Source organism: Curtobacterium sp. Curtsp22, assembly GCF_059492135.1.
In genome coordinates, this window is the sequence record NZ_CP168519.1 from 516,234 (window position 1) to 531,104 (window position 14,871).

Genomic DNA, 14,871 nt, shown 5'->3' on the forward strand with positions numbered 1-14,871 from the left:
GACCCAGCCTCTCAGAGCTCGCCGGGAGGCCCCGACTGCCAGCGGACCCACGCCTCGAGCTGCGCCTTCGCGCTCTCGAGACTGGTGTGGAAGCCGGTCATGTCGCCGTCCCGCAGCCGCACGACGTACCGCGACCCGAAGACCACCGTGCCGATCACGGTGGAGCCGCACCGCGCCTCCCAGGTCCGCGGATCGACCGCCGCCCAGCGGACGTCGTCGGTCTCGGCGTGCTCGGTGCTGGAGAGGGAGGTCATGGTGCTTCCGGTCGCTGGACGATGGGATCGTTCCGGCGGCCGTGGGCTGGGGTCACCTGGCTCGACGGTAGTCCTCGGCGCCTGGGCGACGGACGCCCCGGCTCAGGCCATCCGGTCGAGCCAGTCGCGGAACAGCGCCGCCGCGACCGCCGGACGTTCCAGGTGGGCGTTGTGCCCCGCCGCGTCGAGCACGGCGTACGTCGCGCGGGGGTAGTGGTCGCGCAGCGCCCAGCCGTCCTCGTACCTGACCACGTCGTCCTGACGGCCGAAGAGGTGCAGTGTCGGCGCCGTGAACGGACCGGGGTGGAGCGCCTCGGGTTCGGTGCGCAGCGCGTAGTCGGACGCGATCCGGTCGACCACGTCCCGGTCGGCGGCGCGCAGGCCGGGGAGCACGGACCGTTCGTACGCCTCGAGCGTCACGGTGGTCTGGACGACGCTGAGGGCGGCGAAGTCGTCGCGGGCGGCACCGGGCTCGGCCGCGGCGACCACGGCCGGATCGGGGAGGACGACCTGTCGCGGGGGGACCCGTCGGCGTGCGTGGTCCGGTTCGACGACGCCGACGATCGTGGCGAGGCCGAGCACCTGGCCGCGGAGCTCGTGCGCGACGGAGCGCGCGACCATGCCGCCGAACGAGTTGCCGACGATCGCGAACGGCTCGTCGCCCAGGTGCGCACGGACCGCTGCACGGACGGCGTCGGCGACGTCCTGCGCGCTCGAGGCCGATGGGTCGTACCCCGGCGACTCCCGCACCCACGGCAGGTCGAGGTGGACCCACCGCCACGGCGCGTCCGCGACGGCGTGCTCGAGGGGGAGCAGGATGCGGTGGTCGATGCCGAAGCCGTGCACGGCGACGAGCGGGCGGCCCTGACCGGTGGTGCGTGTGATCACGCCCGCACCCTAGCGGAGACCGCCGACGGTCACGGGGTCCGGAAGCGCTCGACCGCCGGGCAGGCGAACGGATCGCTCGCCGCCAGGCCGACCTCGTTGAGGTACCGGACGACGATCACGTAGGAGTGCACGAGGGTCGTCTCGGTGTACGGCACCCCCTGCTCGTCGCAGTACCGGCGCACGAGGTCACGCGCCGCACGGAGGTTCGGCCGGGCCATGCTCGGGAAGAGGTGGTGTTCGACCTGGTGGTTCAACCCGCCCATGAAGAACTCGACCCACCGCCCGCCGCTGATGTCGCGGGAGGTCAGGACCTGTCGGGAGAGGAAGTCGACCCGGCGTCCGGCCTCGATGATCGGCATGCCCTTGTGGTTCGGCGCGAACGCGATCCCCATGCAGAACCCGAACACCGCCAGCTGGACGCCGAGGAACGCGAACGCGATGCCGATCGGCAGGACCCAGAAGACCGCGCCGACGTAGAGCACGAAGCGTCCGGCGAAGACGGAGCCCTCGGCCCAGCGGTGCTTGACGGCGCCGCGTCCCGTGTAGGTGCGGATCGACTGCCAGTGTAGGTTCGCGCCCTCGACGAGGAGCATCGGGAAGAACGCCCACCCCTGCACCCGGACCAGGACGTGCAGGAACCCGGTGCGGCTCCGCGCGTCCTCCGCCCGGAACGAGATCGCGTCGAACGAGATGTCCGGGTCCTTGCCGACCGTGTTCGGGTTCGCGTGGTGCCGGGTGTGCTTGTTCATCCACCAGGCGTAGCTGATGCCGGTCAGGAACGTGCCGACGTACCGTGCGGCACGGTCGTTCCAGTCGTGACTGGCGAAGACCTGCCGGTGTGCCGCCTCGTGCGAGAGGAACGCGAACTGGGTGAAGAGCAGTCCGAGCACCCCTGCGACGACGAGCTGCCACCACGAGCCGCCGAGCACGGCGAACGCGGTGCCCGTGGCGACGAGCAGCGCCGTGAGGACGGCGACGAGCCCCCAGTACCAGCCGGTCCGACGACCGAGGAGTCCGGCGGTGCGGACCTGGGCGAGCAGCGCGGTGTAGGTCGACGTCGTGTCGGGCCGGCCGTCGCGCGGTGTGGTCTTCCGGTAGCCGACCGGTGCGGTCTCGTCGTCGACCATGGTGTCCTCCTGGGTGCAGCGGTGACGCTGTAACCGGGGACCGGGGCTACGTGGTGCCCTGCACGCTACGCGGAGCGACCTGCGCGGCTCAGGGGATGACGAGTCGCCGTTCCACGACCGCGCGCGCGACGTCGGCGAGCAGCTCCTGGTTGGACCGCGCGTGGGTGCGCAGCTTCGCGAAGGCCTGGTCAATGTCGATCCGGTGGGTCTGGGCGAGGAAGCCCTTCGCCTGCTCGATGACGATCCGGCTGTCGAGCGCGCGCTGGAGCTGCTGCTGCGCCAAGTTGGCGTGTTCGAGCGACCGCTGCTGCAGGATGCTGATCGTGGCCACGTCCGTGAGCGCCTGGGCGGCGAGGGCGTCGTCGCGGTTCAGGGCGCCCTCGCTCTCGCGGAACAGGTTGAGCGACCCGAGCGTGGTGTCGCGGAGGCGCATCGGGATGGCGTGGACCGAGGCGTAGCCGGACTCGGCCGAGGCCGCGGCGAACGTCGGCCACCGGCGTTCCATCTCGGCGTGGTCGCGTACCGACACCGGGCGCCCGGTGGCGAAGCACTCCACGCAGGGGCCTTCGCCGGCGTCGAGCTGCAGGAGTCCGAGGAAGCTCGACCGGTCGCTCGTGGACGCGAGGACCTCGAGCTCCTGCGACTGGTTGACGAGCAGGATGCCGGCGGCGGACGCGTCGAAGATGTCGACAACGCTGTCGACGAGGTTCTGCAGGAGTTCGACCACGTCGTAGTCGTCCACGAGGATGTCGGTCAGCGCGACGAAGGTGTCGACGAGTCGGTGCTCGCGGGTCGGTGCCATGGTGCGTGCTCCCTAGGTCTCGGAACCGTACGGCCGGGCGAGGTCGAGTCGGCGTTCGATGATGTCCGCGGCGACGTCGCGGACGGTGCGTTCGGTGGCGTACGCGTGGGCCTGCAAGACGAGCAGGGCGTCCTGGACGCTGACGCCGAGCTGGGCTGCGACCATGCCGGTGGCCTGGTGCACCTCCCGCCTCGAGTATCGTCCGGGTTCCATGTCCGCGCGCCCGTCGGCGGCAGCGGCGAGCAGGGCGTCCCGGAGGACACGCCGCGCGGCGACCGTGCTCAGCTCGATCGCCCCCTGGACCTGCCCGCGGGTCAGTGTCCGTTCCTCGCCGACCGTGAGGTCGACGGCGCCGACGGGGATCGTGCCGATGCGCATCGGGAAGGAGAAGAGCGCACCGACCCCGGCACGGAGGAGTTCCTCGAGCGCGACGGGCCAGCTCGTGGTCGTCGTGGCGGTGAGATCGGCCTCGAGGACCGGACGCCGGGTCTCGAGTGCCTGCCAGCACGGCCCCTCGCCGAGGTCGAGTTGGATCTCGTCCACACGCTCCGCCATCGCGTCACTCGCGCACACCGTCACCGAACCCAACGGGTCGCCGAGCGTCGAAATCCCGACGCTCGTCACCGGGAGGGTGGCGAGGAAGGGCGGGCACAGGTCGGTGCCCTCCGGCGCGGCCTGCATGGCGGCCGCTGCTGCAGCGAAGTGATCCATCTGTGACACCGTTCTCGGTCGTCCGCCGTCGTGCGGTCCGTCGCACGGTCCATCCGGCCGTCGATGCATTGTCCGTTTTCCGAGACCCTAGTGCACCTGCGCTGCCTCCGGGACGAAGCGGATGCGTTCCGCTGCTCGCGTCACGTCCTGCGCCCGGGCCGTCCGGTCGTCGAAGTCGGCCCGTGCGGCGTCCCGCGCGAGCTCCTTCTCGGCCAGCGAGGCGCGACTGACGGTGTCGACGATCGTCGCGACGGCGGTGGCGAGGCTGCGTTCGAGCTGACCGAGGTTCGTGTGCCCGATCCTCAGGCGGCGGTCCTGGACGTCGAGTGTCACGTCGGGGTACCCGGCTGCGGCGAGCCGGGCGTGTCCGTCGGCACCGCGCAGCGCCGTGGTCTCGGTGGCGTCTGGTCGACGGTTGAACACGGCCGGGACGTCGTAGTACTTCGCCGCCGCGGGGCTGCCGAGTTCGCTGGGGAGCCCGGAGGCCACCACGCTCGTGAGTGCGAGGGGTGTCGTGGCTGCCTCGGATGGGTTCGTCATGGGGTCTCCCTCGGCGGTTCCCCAGTGACCGAGGGGTTCCGCTGTCCACCCTGGTGACACCGTGCCGTCAGTGTGGGGCCACCGGATGTGCAGGCTCCCAGCCAGGAGGGTCAGGGCTGCTGGACCGGCCGGTAGATCGCGATCGGGGGTGCCTGGTCGTCACCGTCGTCGTGGCTCTCGCCGGAGGACAGCCAGGTCCGACCCTCGTGCTCGATCGTCGTCGGCAGGTCGCCGTGCACGAGGATCCGCGCCGCTGGTTCGTCGCCGTCGACGAGGTCCACACCGTGGGCCTCGGTACCGCCGGGGTTGTCGTGCACGTAGCTCATGGTGTGATCGAACTCCCTCGGCCTGGTAGTGTTCTCGTGTACGCGGATGTGGCGCAGTGGTAGCGCATCACCTTGCCAAGGTGAGGGTCGCGAGTTCGAATCTCGTCATCCGCTCGGAACTGCGAAGGCCCCGGTCACTCGACCGGGGCCTTCGTCGTCCGGGCTGGTGGCCCGATCCGGTCCGTGGGGCGCAGGCTTCGGGTGCCCGCGCCCCTCGGACGCGCGGGCCACCGTGCCCACTCGAGCGCCGGCGGATGGGTGGTCCGGTCGGCGCCCATCCGGTGATCCGGAGCGGCGCCCCGTCCGGATGGGTCGGATCCCGGACCGTGCGGTTTCCCGCACGGATCCCGCATCACCTCGCACGTGCTCGGCGTGTCGCTCATGCTTCGCCCGGATGGGCGTCCTCAGTCGGCGTCGAGCGCGACCCGTGCACCAGGGATGCCGACCCACGGTCCGCCCGGAGCGTCGACGACCGTGACGAGTACGTCGTCGCAGTGCGGGCACCGCGCGACGAAGCCCATCGGGCTGGCGTGCACCCGGGTGCCCGCGAGCGCCCCGACCGTCCTGCACCCCGAGCACCGGAGCGCGGCCACCGTGGGGTCCGAGCCGAGGAACCCGATGAGCACCCCGGCCAACGCGTTGCCGTCGAGCACGGTCATGCGCTGCCTCCGAACCGCTCGGCGCGGACGTCGGTCGTGTCGTGCCCGAGCTCGCCGAGCCACGTCAGCACCTGTTCGACGAACGGCGTCGACCCGCAGACGTACACGAGGGCGCCGGCGTCCGGCGGGAACACCGCTGCTGCCAGGGCGTCCCGGGTGAGTCGGCCGGCCGGGACCGCGGCACCGTCCGGGGCACGGCGGCTGTACACGACGGTGGTGTCGACCCCGGCGGCCTCGGCACGGGCGAGCTCGGTGCGGAAGAACACGTCCTCCGGCGTGCGCACGGCGTAGAGGAGCCGGAAGGGGGCGGCGTCACCGGCGTCGGCGTGCGCGCCGGCGACGGCAGCGAGCGGGACGATCCCCGAGCCGCCGGCGATGAGCTGCACGGGCCGCTCCGACACGCCCGGGCGCCAGACGAACCACCCGCCGAGCGGTCCGTGCACCTCGAGTGCGTCCCCGACCTCGACGGCGTCCACCAGGAAGGGCGAGACCTCGCCGTCCTCGACCCGGTCGACCGCGAGCACGACCGAGGTCGTCGCGCCGGACGAGGCGATCGAGTAGGAGCGTGACGCCTGGTAGCCGTCCTCGGCGGTGAGGCGCAGGTCGAGGTGCTGGCCCGGGTCGTTGCCCGGCCACGTCGGGACGTCCAGGACGATCCGCCTGGCGTTCGGGGTCTCGGGGGAGACGGCGGCGACCGTCGCGGCGTGCCAGGCCGGCCGCCGCCGGAGGGCAGCCGACGTCGGTGGGGTGATCCGTTCCTCCAGGCCCTCCACCGCGCTCACCAGTACCGCTCTTCCTTCCACGGGTCGCCGTGCAGGTTGTAACCCGCGTTCTCCCAGAAGCCGGGTTCGTCGTCGGACTGCATGACGATGCCGCGCACCCACTTCGCGCTCTTCCAGAAGTACAGGTGGGGGACCAGCAGGCGTGCGGGACCGCCGTGCTCGGGGGTGAGCGGTTCGCCGTCGGCCTCGAACGCGATCCACGCCTGCCCGTCGAGGAGCTCGTCGAGCGGCACGTTCGTCGTGTACCCGCCGAAGCTGTGCACCATGCAGTAGTCCAGCGAGGTCTCGACGTCGGCGAACAGCCGGTCGAGCGGGACACCGCGCCACGGCATGTCGAGCTTCGTCCAGTGCGTCACGCAGTGGATGTCGACGGTGACGTCCTCGACGCCGAGCGCCTGCACCTCGTCCCAGGTCCAGCTGTGCAGGCCGGACTCGGTGCGGATCGAGAAGCTCCAGTCGGACGGTTCGATCTCGGGGGTGGCGCCGGCCGACAGCACGGGCCAGTCGCGGACGAGTGTCTGGCCCGGTGGGATGCGCGGGTCGTCGCGGTCGTCACGGCGACCGCCGAAGCCTCGGGTGAACGTCGCCATCGGTGCTCCTCGGTCGCGTGTCCGGCGACCACGCGGGCGCCGCTCTGGTCGATCATCCCGCCTCGCACAGGCGCTCGTGTAACGGGTTGGTAAACGTTCCCGAGCCTCTGGTGCGGCTGCGGGAGACCGCTCGATCGCGGTGACCGTGCGGATCGGGGCCCCGTGAGAGCGACCGGCGTCCGTCGCGTCGGGCTTGGCCGGGGACGATCCGCCCTCTATCGTTCACCGGAACGATTACCAGGAGGGGTCACCCCGAATGCAGCCCATCGTCCCCGAACCCCGGAACGCCCGCGGCCCGAGCCGTCGTGCGCTCCTCACCGGCGCCGCCGGACTCGCCGGCCTCGGCCTGCTGACGCTCACCGGGTGCAGCTCCGGCGCCTCGTCCGGCACCACCGACCTTCCCGAGGCCGCCGCCACCGGCGCCGCCCGGAGCGGCGGTCGACTCCGGATCGCCCGACCCGCCGCGTCGGCCGCCGAGACCCTCGACTCCGCGAGCTCCCTGTCCGCCTACGAGTACCTCGGCGCGCTCTACAACCGGCTCGTCAAGCTCGACCAGCAGGGCCGGACCGTGCCCGACCTCGCCGAGGAGTGGTCGGCGAACCAGGACGGCACCGAGTGGACCTTCCGCCTCCGCCGGGGCGTGCGCTTCCACGACGGGTCGCGCTTCTCCGCCGACGACGCGATCGCGAGCATCCGGCACATCCTCGACGAGAAGACCGGCAGCCCGCAGGCCGGAGTGCTCGGCGAGGTGATGGACGCCCGCTCGATGACGGCCGTCGACCCGTACACGCTGCGGTTCGCCCTCACGAAGCCGAACGCGGAGTTCCCGTCGCTGCTCACCGCGTACCAGTGCTACATCGTGCCGGCCGGGGCGATCGCCGACATCGGCCGGACGGGCATCGGCACCGGACCGTTCCGCCTGTCGTCCTTCACTCCGGCAGGTGCCGGCAGCGTCGAGGTGTTCGACGACCACTTCGCCGGCCGCCCCGCGTTGGACGGCATCGACTTCTACTCGGTCCAGGACACCACCGCCCGGGTGAACGCCCTGCTCGCGGGGCAGATCGACCTCATCTCGCAGACGAACCTCGACTTCGCGACGGCCCGGGTCGTCGCCGCCTCCGATCGGGCGACCATCGCCCGCTCGAAGAACGCGCAGTGGTACACGATCCCGATGCTCGCCACCTCCGAGGAGTTCCGCGACCCACGGGTCCGCCAGGCGATGAAGCTCGCCTACGACCCGCGCACGATCGTCGACACCGCCCTGCAGGGCACCGGGTCGCCGGGCTGGGACAACCCCGTGCCGCCGCAGCTCGCCGCCTTCGTGGACGACCACCGCGAGTACGACCCCGACAAGGCGAAGGCGCTGCTCAAGGCCGCCGGTCGGTCGGATCTCCGGGCGTCGATCTACACGTCGAGCTACGAGTCGGTCTTCACCCCGATGGCCGTCGCCTACCGCGACGCCGTCGCGGACGCGGGCATCCGCCTGACGGTGAAGAACGCCAGCTCGGACTCGTACTACACGCAGATCTGGATGCAGAAGCCGCTCATGGTGAGCTACTGGTTCACCGGCCGTCCGATCGACCAGCTGCTCAACCAGATCTTCCGGTCCGGCTCGTCGTACAACGAGAGCGCGTGGTCGAACGAGCGGTTCGACGGACTGCTCGACGACGCCCGCGCCGAGATGGACGACGCGAAGCGCCTGACCCTGTACCAGGACGCCCAGCGGCTCGTGGTCGAGGACGGCGCGGACATGACCCCGATGTTCGGCGACCGCCTGGTCGGGCTGTCCCGCGACGTCGTCAACTACTCGGAGTACGGCTTCGAGTTCGACTACCTCCGGATCGGACTGCGACGATGACGACGACCACGAACAAGCCGTCGGACGTCCTCGTCCCCGTCCTCCGTCGGCTCGGCATCGCCGTGCTCACGGTGGTGCTCGCCTCGCTGTTCGTGTTCCTCGCCGTGCAGGCGCTGCCCGGCGACGTCGCGCAGCAGCTGCTCGGGCAGAACGCCACACCCGACGCCGTCAAGCAGCTCCGGGAGTCGCTCGGCCTCGACCAGAACGTCTGGCTCCGGTACCTGCAGTGGCTCGCCGGAGCGGTGCACGGCGACTTCGGCACCTCGCTCGTCAGCGGGGAGCCGGTCGCCCCGACGCTGTTCACGGCGTTCCGCAACAGCATGCTCATCGCCGTCCCCGCGATGGTCGTGGGCGTCACACTGTCCCTCGCGCTCGGCGTCATCGCCGGGGTCCGCCGCGGCCGTGCGTCCGACCGGGTGATCTCGATCGTCAGCCTCGTCGTGATGAGCGTGCCGGAGTTCATGGTCGCCACCGTGCTCGTGCTGCTCTTCGCGATCGGGCTGCCGCTCTTCCCCGCTGTCGTCCTGCGCGGCAGCGACGCCACGGTCGGCGAGCTCCTGCCGACGATCTGGCTGCCGATTATCGTGCTGACCCTGGCGATGGCCGCGTACATCGTCCGGACCGCCCGGTCCTCGACGATCGACGTGATGGCGTCCGAGTTCGTGACCACCGCGGAGCTGAAGGGCCTGACTATGCGCCGGGTCGTCTGGAAGCACGCGGTCCCGAGCGCGCTCCTGCCGACGCTCAACGTCGTGGCGCTCAACGTGGCCTGGCTGCTCGGCGGCGTGGTCGTCGTCGAGAACGTCTTCAACTACCCGGGCATGGGCAAGCTCATGCTCGAGTCCGTCTTCAACCGCGACCTGCCGACGATCGAGGCGATCGCGCTCCTCAGCGCCCTCGTCTACGTCGTGTGCAACCTCGCGGCCGACCTCGTCGCGCTGGTGCTCGACCCGAAGCTCCGCACCCGACAGCGACGGGCGCGCACCCGGAGCCGCGCCGGCGCACGCCCCACCCGGAAGGCAGCAGCATGACCGCCATCGCCCCGCGTTCCCGGAACGTCATCGGCGCAGCCGTCGCCCCCCTGCGCAGCTCCACCGCGCTGGCCATCGGCCTCGGCCTGATCGCGCTGCACCTCGTGCTCGCCGTCCTCGCCCCGGTCATCGCCGGCCACGACCCGGTGGCGACGAACTCCGCCGACGTGCTCGCCGGCCCGACGTGGACGCACTGGCTCGGCACCGACCAGTACGGCCGCGACATCCTGTCCCGGACGCTCAACGGCGGCCGCTACGCCCTGCTCGTGACCTTCCTCGCGACGACGATCGCCGTGGCGGTCGGCACCGTCCTCGGCTGCGTCACCGCGTACGCCGACAACTGGTTCGACGAGGTCGTCATGCGGATCGTGGACGCCCTGCTCAGCGTGCCGTCGATCCTCGCGCTCCTCGTCGTCGTCACCGTGTTCGACGCCGGGCTCTGGGTGATCGTCCTCGCCGTGACAATCGTCTACTCGCCCGCCGTGACCCGGGTGGTGCGTGGCGCGGCGCGGACGGTGATCACGCAGGACTACGTCACGGCCGCGCGCGCCCGGGGCGAACGCTCCCTGTCCATCGTGTTCCGCGAGATCCTGCCGAACGTCCTCGACGTGGTCCTCGTCGAGTACGCGATGCGTGCCTCCTGGATCGTGCTGCTCGTGGCGTCGCTGTCGTTCCTCGGCTTCGGCGCGAACCCGCCGACACCGGACTGGGGGCTCATGGTCCAGGAGAACCGGACCGCCCTCACGGTCGTGCCCCTTGGCACGCTCGCGCCCATCGTGGCGCTCGCGACCCTGGTGGTCGGCCTCAACCTCGCGGCCGACGGGCTGAGCAAGTCGCTCGGTGTCGACCGCGCGACGAAGGGAGTCAGCGCGTGAGCATCGTCCAGGTCGACCGCCTCGCGATCTCGTACGCCGCCGGCAAGCGCTCCGTGCCGGTCGTCCGCGGTGTCTCGTTCGCCATCGAGGCGGGCCGGACCCTCGGGCTCGTCGGCGAGTCCGGCAGCGGCAAGTCCACCGTCGCCCGCACCCTGCTCGCGCACCTCCGGACCGGCTCCCGCATCGAGCACGGCACGGTGCACGTCGACGGCGAGGACGTCTTCGCCCTCTCGCCTGCCGGCCGACGGGCGCTCCGTGGGGGCACCGCATCGGTGGTCGCGCAGAACGCCGGGCAGGCACTCACGCCGTCGATGCGCGTCGGCGAGCAGATCCGCGAGGCACTCCGCGCCCACGGCGAACCCGACGGCCCCGAGCGTGTGCTCGAGCTCGTCCGGCTCGTGCGGCTGCCGTCGCCGGAGACGATCGTCCTCCGGTACCCGCACCAGCTCTCCGGCGGGCAGCAGCAGCGCGTCGCGATCGCGATGGCCGTGGCCGCGCGCCCCCGTGTGCTCGTCCTCGACGAACCCACCACCGCCCTCGACGTGGTCACGCAGGCCGCCGTGCTCGACCTCGTCGCCGACCTCGGCCGCGAGCTCGGCGTGGCCGTCCTGCTCGTCAGCCACGACCTCGGCGTCGTGTCCGCGATGGCCGACGAGATCGCCGTGATGCGCGACGGCGAGGTCGTCGAGCACGCCGAGACGGCGGCGCTCTTCGCCGCCCCGCAGCACGAGTACACGCGCGCCCTGCTGGCCGCGGTGCCGGACGGCCGCCGGCCAGGAGGAACGGACCACGTGCCCGAGACGGCGACCGTCTCGTCGGCGGTCGCCTCCAGGGCCGGCCGGACCGTGGGTTCCGAACCGCTCGTCCGTCCCGTGGTCACCGCCGAGGACCTGGTGATCCGCTACGGACGCGGCCTGCCGGCCGCCGTCGACGGCGTCTCGTTCACGATCGCGCCGCGCGAGACGCTCGCCGTCGTGGGGGAGTCCGGCAGCGGCAAGTCGACGCTCGCGACGGCCCTGGCCGGCCTGGTCCCGGCCGAGTCGGGCACGTTCTCGTTCGACGACGGGACCGTGAGCGGGGACCTGCGCGAGCCGATCGCCGGACGGTCCCCGGACCTCCGTCGTGCGGTGCAGCTCGTTTTCCAGAACGCCGACACCTCGCTGAACCCCCGCCGGACCGTCGGGGCAGCCATCGCGCGGCCGCTGCAGCTGTTCACCGGTTCCTCGTCGCGCGAGCGGGTCGGGGAACTGCTCTCCCAGGTCGGCCTCGGGCCGGAGTTCGCCGACCGGCTGCCGGCGCAGCTCTCCGGCGGGCAGCGCCAGCGTGTCGGGATCGCCCGGGCCCTCGCCGCCGAGCCGCGCCTGGTCATCGCCGACGAGATCACGACCGCGCTCGACGTGCAGGTGCAGGCGGGGATCCTCGCGCTGCTCGCCGACCTGCAGCGCGAGCGCGGGCTGAGTTGCCTGTTCATCAGCCACGACCTCGCGGTGGTACGGGGTGTGGCCGATCGCGTCGCCGTGATGACCGGCGGGCGCATCGTCGAGATCGGCCCGACCGAGGCCGTGTTCGGCGGCCCGAACCACCCGTACACGGCGACGCTCCTCGCGGCGACGCTCGAACCCGGCAGCACCGAGCTGCCCGACGTCGGCGACGGCGTGCCGCGGTGGCGCGAGGCTCCGGGGTGGACCGACCGCGGCGACGGACACCTGACCCGGAACTGGGAGGACGCATGACCGGCTTCACCGCACTCGGGGTGGACCCGGCCCTGCCCGACGGCGTGACCGTCCGCGACGAGTGGATCCCGATGCCCGACGGCGTCCGGTTGCACACGAGGATCTGGTCCCCGGCGGCACCCGACGGCCCCGTGCCGGTGCTGCTCGAGTACCTGCCCTACCGGCTCGACGACTGGACCGCGCCGCGGGACTCCGAGCGGCACCCCTGGTACGCGCAGCACGGGTACGCCTCGGTGCGGGTGGACATCCGCGGGACCGGCTCGTCGGACGGGTTCTTCGACGACGAGTACAGCGAGCAGGAACTCCGCGACGGCGAGGCCGTGATCGCCTGGCTCGCCGCACAGGAGTGGTCGACGGGTGCCGTCGGGATGTTCGGCATCTCGTGGGGCGGGTTCAACGCGCTGCAGCTCGCGGCCCGCGCACCCGAGGCACTGAAGGCGATCGTGACGGTGTGCTCGACCGACGACCGGTACGACAACGACGTGCACTACGTCGGCGGTGCGGTGCTCGGGATCGACATGGCGGCGTGGGGTGCGACGATGTTCGCGTTCAACTCGCGGCCGCCGCGGCCCGAGGTGGTCGGCTCCGGCTGGGTCGACCGGTGGCGTGACCGCCTCGATGCGAACCGCCCGATGACGCCCGTGTGGCTGTCCCACCAGGAGCGCGACGACTACTGGCGGCACGGCAGCGCCGCGGAGGAGTACGGGAACATCGGCGCCGCGGTCCTCGCGGTCGGCGGCTGGGCCGACCCGTACCGCGACGCCGTGCTCCGGCTCGTGGCCAACGTGGACGCCCCGGTCAAGGGGATCGTCGGACCGTGGTCGCACCAGTACCCCGACCGGGGGCTCGCACCCGGGCCGTCGATCGGCTTCCTGCAGGAGACCCTGCGGTGGTGGGACCGCTGGCTGCGAGGGATCGACACCGGCGTCGAGCAGGAGCCCGCGCTCCGTGCCTGGATCAACGAGGGCGAACCGCCGGCGACGTACTACGAGTCGCGCCGCGGCCGGTGGGTCGGTGCCGAGGCCTGGCCGTCGTCCGCCACCGTGTCCCGCACGGTTCCCCTCGCCGGGTTCCGCGGCGGCGCGGACGGCGCGGTCGTCGTCCGCTCGCCGCAGCACACCGGTGCCGACGCCGGACGCTTCTTCCCGTTCGGCAACGCCACCGACCTGCCGCCGGACCAGCGCGCCGAGGACGGCCGCTCGGTCTGCTTCGACCTGCCGCTCGACGAGCCGGTCGACGTGCTCGGCACCGTCCTCGTCCACCTCGCCGTGACGAGCGACCAGCCCCGGGCCACCGTGACCGTGCGCCTGTGCGACGTCGCGCCGGACGGGTCGTCGACCCTCGTCACCCGGGGGGTGCTGAACGCCGCGAAGCGCGGCGGGATGGACCGGGACGACCCGCTCGAGCCCGGCGCCGTGGCGTCATTGCCGGTCCGGCTCGTGTCGACCGGTCACCGGTTCGCGGCGGGCCACCGGCTCCGGATCGCCGTGTCGACGTCGTACTGGCCGTGGGTCTGGCCGCACGGCGTCGCACCGACCGTCACGATCGACCCCGCCGGCTCGCACGTCGAGCTCCCGGTCTGGACACGCGCCACCGACGACGGCGTGCGGTTCGAGCAGCCGGCGCGCTCCGAGCCGCTCGCGATCGAACGGGTCGCGCCGACCGAAGTCCTGCCGCAGCGCACCGTCACGCACGACGTCGAGTCGGGGGAGTGGACGCTCGACGTCGATCCCGGGTACGGCGGCGGACGCGTGTACCCGGACGGGCTCGTCTTCAACGAGGACGCCCGCGAGACCTACCGCATCCGGTCCGACGACCCGACCAGTGCCAGCGCGACGTCCCGCTGGTCGATCGGCCTGGCGAAGCCGGAGTGGGCCGCACGGCTCGAGACCGCCTCCGAGGTCACCGCGGACGCCGACGCCTTCCACGTCCGGAACACCGTGCGGGCCTGGGCCCGGGACGGTGGTCCCGACGTCGCCGAGGTGCTCGTCGCCGAGCACACGTTCGTCGACGAGGTGCCGAGGACCTCGGCGTGAACGGGCCGGAGCAGACACGGGTCCGGCAGCGTCCCGAGGTCCGGCGGGCGATGATCGTCGAGGCGGCACGCGCCGTGATCGTCCGGAACGGCGTCGGCGCGACGGGCCTGCGGGACATCGCCGCCGAGGCGGACGTCTCGGTCGGGACCGTCACGTACCACTTCGGCAGCGTCGCGGAGATCCTCAACGAGGTCGTCGTGCTCGAGACGGAACGCTTCTACGGGGCGATCGTCGCCGCGGTCGACGCGGAGCCGGACCCCGTCGTCGGCATCCGCATGCTCGTGGAACCGCTGTTCGGGGACACCGAGCAGGTCCGGCAGCACTGGCGGATCTGGTCGGACTACTGGACGGCGGTCGTGCGGCGGCCCGAGGTCGCGGCGGAGTACGCCGAGCGGATCCGCGTGTGGGAGGCCTGCCTGGTCCGGGTCGTCCGCCGGGGCGTCGAGGCGGGGGTGTTCACGCCCGCGGAGTCGCCCGAGGTCGTGGCGCTCAAGCTCGCGGCGTACAGCGACGGGGTGGCGACGCAGATCGCGCAGGGGGTGCCGGACCTGACCAACACGGTCGCCCTGTCCTGGATGTGGACCTTCCTCGCCCACGAACTCGGTGTGGCACCTGCGCGTCTCGGGGGAACCGCCGCGAGGCCCTTGTGATGAGGTAAG

The 14,871-nt window shown here is 72.1% G+C and carries 16 protein-coding genes and 1 tRNA gene; 7 read left to right on the forward strand and 10 right to left on the reverse strand.

Annotation, left to right across the window (positions count from 1 at the left end; genetic code table 11):
* Positions 1-11: 11 nt before the first annotated feature.
* The 7 genes from ACEN8D_RS02505 to ACEN8D_RS02535 all read right to left on the reverse strand — a co-directional run bounded on the left by ACEN8D_RS02505 (position 12) and on the right by ACEN8D_RS02535 (position 4,648).
* Positions 12-254, reverse strand: coding sequence for a hypothetical protein (locus tag ACEN8D_RS02505; protein WP_413398115.1), 243 nt, complete (start codon positions 252-254; stop codon positions 12-14).
* A gap of 102 nt (positions 255-356) precedes the next feature.
* On the reverse strand, positions 357-1,142 hold the full coding sequence (locus ACEN8D_RS02510; protein WP_413398116.1) for an alpha/beta fold hydrolase: 786 nt from the start codon (positions 1,140-1,142) through the stop codon (positions 357-359).
* 29 nt (positions 1,143-1,171) lie between these two features.
* Complete coding sequence (locus ACEN8D_RS02515) at positions 1,172-2,269, reverse strand: fatty acid desaturase family protein (protein WP_413398117.1); 1,098 nt, start codon at positions 2,267-2,269, stop codon at positions 1,172-1,174.
* Positions 2,270-2,357: 88 nt separating this feature from the next.
* Entirely contained in the window at positions 2,358-3,071 is a 714-nt protein-coding gene (locus ACEN8D_RS02520; protein ID WP_413398118.1) for an ANTAR domain-containing protein, read from the reverse strand.
* A gap of 12 nt (positions 3,072-3,083) precedes the next feature.
* Entirely contained in the window at positions 3,084-3,782 is a 699-nt protein-coding gene (locus ACEN8D_RS02525; RefSeq protein ID WP_309887643.1) for a GAF and ANTAR domain-containing protein, read from the reverse strand.
* Between the two features lie 87 nt (positions 3,783-3,869).
* Positions 3,870-4,322: a hypothetical protein gene (locus ACEN8D_RS02530; RefSeq protein WP_413398119.1), complete on the reverse strand. Its 453-nt coding sequence runs from the start codon at positions 4,320-4,322 to the stop codon at positions 3,870-3,872.
* Positions 4,323-4,432: 110 nt separating this feature from the next.
* Positions 4,433-4,648 (reverse strand): hypothetical protein, encoded by a 216-nt coding sequence (locus ACEN8D_RS02535; RefSeq protein WP_092387193.1) that lies wholly within the window; start codon positions 4,646-4,648, stop codon positions 4,433-4,435.
* A gap of 42 nt (positions 4,649-4,690) precedes the next feature.
* Between ACEN8D_RS02535 and ACEN8D_RS02540 the strand changes: the two genes are divergently transcribed.
* Positions 4,691-4,762, forward strand: a tRNA-Gly gene (locus ACEN8D_RS02540).
* 290 nt (positions 4,763-5,052) lie between these two features.
* On the opposite strand, the gene ACEN8D_RS02545 is transcribed toward ACEN8D_RS02540, so the two are convergent.
* Genes ACEN8D_RS02545 through ACEN8D_RS02555 form a run of 3 tightly spaced genes read right to left on the reverse strand, consistent with a single transcriptional unit; the run spans position 5,053 to position 6,679 of the window.
* The gene (locus ACEN8D_RS02545) at positions 5,053-5,307 is read right to left on the reverse strand and encodes a DUF6510 family protein (RefSeq protein WP_071301606.1); all 255 of its coding nucleotides are present in this window, start codon (positions 5,305-5,307) and stop codon (positions 5,053-5,055) included.
* Positions 5,304-6,089, reverse strand: coding sequence for an FAD-binding oxidoreductase (locus ACEN8D_RS02550; protein ID WP_402717625.1), 786 nt, complete (start codon positions 6,087-6,089; stop codon positions 5,304-5,306). Before ACEN8D_RS02550 ends, ACEN8D_RS02545 begins: the two co-directional genes overlap by 4 nt.
* Positions 6,086-6,679, reverse strand: coding sequence for a molybdopterin-dependent oxidoreductase (locus ACEN8D_RS02555; protein WP_070418930.1), 594 nt, complete (start codon positions 6,677-6,679; stop codon positions 6,086-6,088). The genes ACEN8D_RS02550 and ACEN8D_RS02555 overlap by 4 nt, the downstream gene beginning before the upstream one ends.
* Before the next feature lie 256 nt (positions 6,680-6,935).
* Between ACEN8D_RS02555 and ACEN8D_RS02560 the strand changes: the two genes are divergently transcribed.
* From ACEN8D_RS02560 to ACEN8D_RS02585, 6 genes are read left to right on the forward strand one after another with little or no spacing between them, the layout of a single operon-like run.
* Positions 6,936-8,537, forward strand: a complete 1,602-nt coding sequence (locus ACEN8D_RS02560) for an ABC transporter substrate-binding protein (protein ID WP_413398120.1) — start codon at positions 6,936-6,938, stop codon at positions 8,535-8,537.
* Entirely contained in the window at positions 8,534-9,568 is a 1,035-nt protein-coding gene (locus ACEN8D_RS02565) for an ABC transporter permease (protein WP_413398121.1), read from the forward strand. Before ACEN8D_RS02560 ends, ACEN8D_RS02565 begins: the two co-directional genes overlap by 4 nt.
* Complete coding sequence (locus tag ACEN8D_RS02570) at positions 9,565-10,443, forward strand: ABC transporter permease (protein WP_413398122.1); 879 nt, start codon at positions 9,565-9,567, stop codon at positions 10,441-10,443. The genes ACEN8D_RS02565 and ACEN8D_RS02570 overlap by 4 nt, the downstream gene beginning before the upstream one ends.
* Positions 10,440-12,176: a dipeptide ABC transporter ATP-binding protein gene (locus ACEN8D_RS02575; protein ID WP_413461302.1), complete on the forward strand. Its 1,737-nt coding sequence runs from the start codon at positions 10,440-10,442 to the stop codon at positions 12,174-12,176. The genes ACEN8D_RS02570 and ACEN8D_RS02575 overlap by 4 nt, the downstream gene beginning before the upstream one ends.
* Positions 12,173-14,212 (forward strand): CocE/NonD family hydrolase, encoded by a 2,040-nt coding sequence (locus ACEN8D_RS02580; RefSeq protein ID WP_413461301.1) that lies wholly within the window; start codon positions 12,173-12,175, stop codon positions 14,210-14,212. Before ACEN8D_RS02575 ends, ACEN8D_RS02580 begins: the two co-directional genes overlap by 4 nt.
* Positions 14,209-14,862: a TetR/AcrR family transcriptional regulator gene (locus ACEN8D_RS02585; protein WP_413399812.1), complete on the forward strand. Its 654-nt coding sequence runs from the start codon at positions 14,209-14,211 to the stop codon at positions 14,860-14,862. Before ACEN8D_RS02580 ends, ACEN8D_RS02585 begins: the two co-directional genes overlap by 4 nt.
* Positions 14,863-14,871: the final 9 nt, after the last annotated feature.

Excerpts from the sequence above, each read along its gene's own strand:
- ACEN8D_RS02505 (WP_413398115.1), bottom strand. The coding sequence starts at position 254 with ATGACCTCCCTCTCCAGCACCGAGCACGCCGAGACCGACGACGTCCGC.
- ACEN8D_RS02545 (WP_071301606.1), bottom strand. The coding sequence starts at position 5,307 with ATGACCGTGCTCGACGGCAACGCGTTGGCCGGGGTGCTCATCGGGTTC.
- ACEN8D_RS02565 (WP_413398121.1), top strand. The coding sequence starts at position 8,534 with ATGACGACGACCACGAACAAGCCGTCGGACGTCCTCGTCCCCGTCCTC.
- ACEN8D_RS02570 (WP_413398122.1), top strand. The coding sequence starts at position 9,565 with ATGACCGCCATCGCCCCGCGTTCCCGGAACGTCATCGGCGCAGCCGTC.
- ACEN8D_RS02525 (WP_309887643.1), bottom strand. The coding sequence starts at position 3,782 with ATGGATCACTTCGCTGCAGCAGCGGCCGCCATGCAGGCCGCGCCGGAG.
- ACEN8D_RS02520 (WP_413398118.1), bottom strand. The coding sequence starts at position 3,071 with ATGGCACCGACCCGCGAGCACCGACTCGTCGACACCTTCGTCGCGCTG.
- ACEN8D_RS02515 (WP_413398117.1), bottom strand. The coding sequence starts at position 2,269 with ATGGTCGACGACGAGACCGCACCGGTCGGCTACCGGAAGACCACACCG.
- ACEN8D_RS02560 (WP_413398120.1), top strand. The coding sequence starts at position 6,936 with ATGCAGCCCATCGTCCCCGAACCCCGGAACGCCCGCGGCCCGAGCCGT.
- ACEN8D_RS02535 (WP_092387193.1), bottom strand. The coding sequence starts at position 4,648 with ATGAGCTACGTGCACGACAACCCCGGCGGTACCGAGGCCCACGGTGTG.
- ACEN8D_RS02580 (WP_413461301.1), top strand. The coding sequence starts at position 12,173 with ATGACCGGCTTCACCGCACTCGGGGTGGACCCGGCCCTGCCCGACGGC.
- ACEN8D_RS02530 (WP_413398119.1), bottom strand. The coding sequence starts at position 4,322 with ATGACGAACCCATCCGAGGCAGCCACGACACCCCTCGCACTCACGAGC.
- ACEN8D_RS02555 (WP_070418930.1), bottom strand. The coding sequence starts at position 6,679 with ATGGCGACGTTCACCCGAGGCTTCGGCGGTCGCCGTGACGACCGCGAC.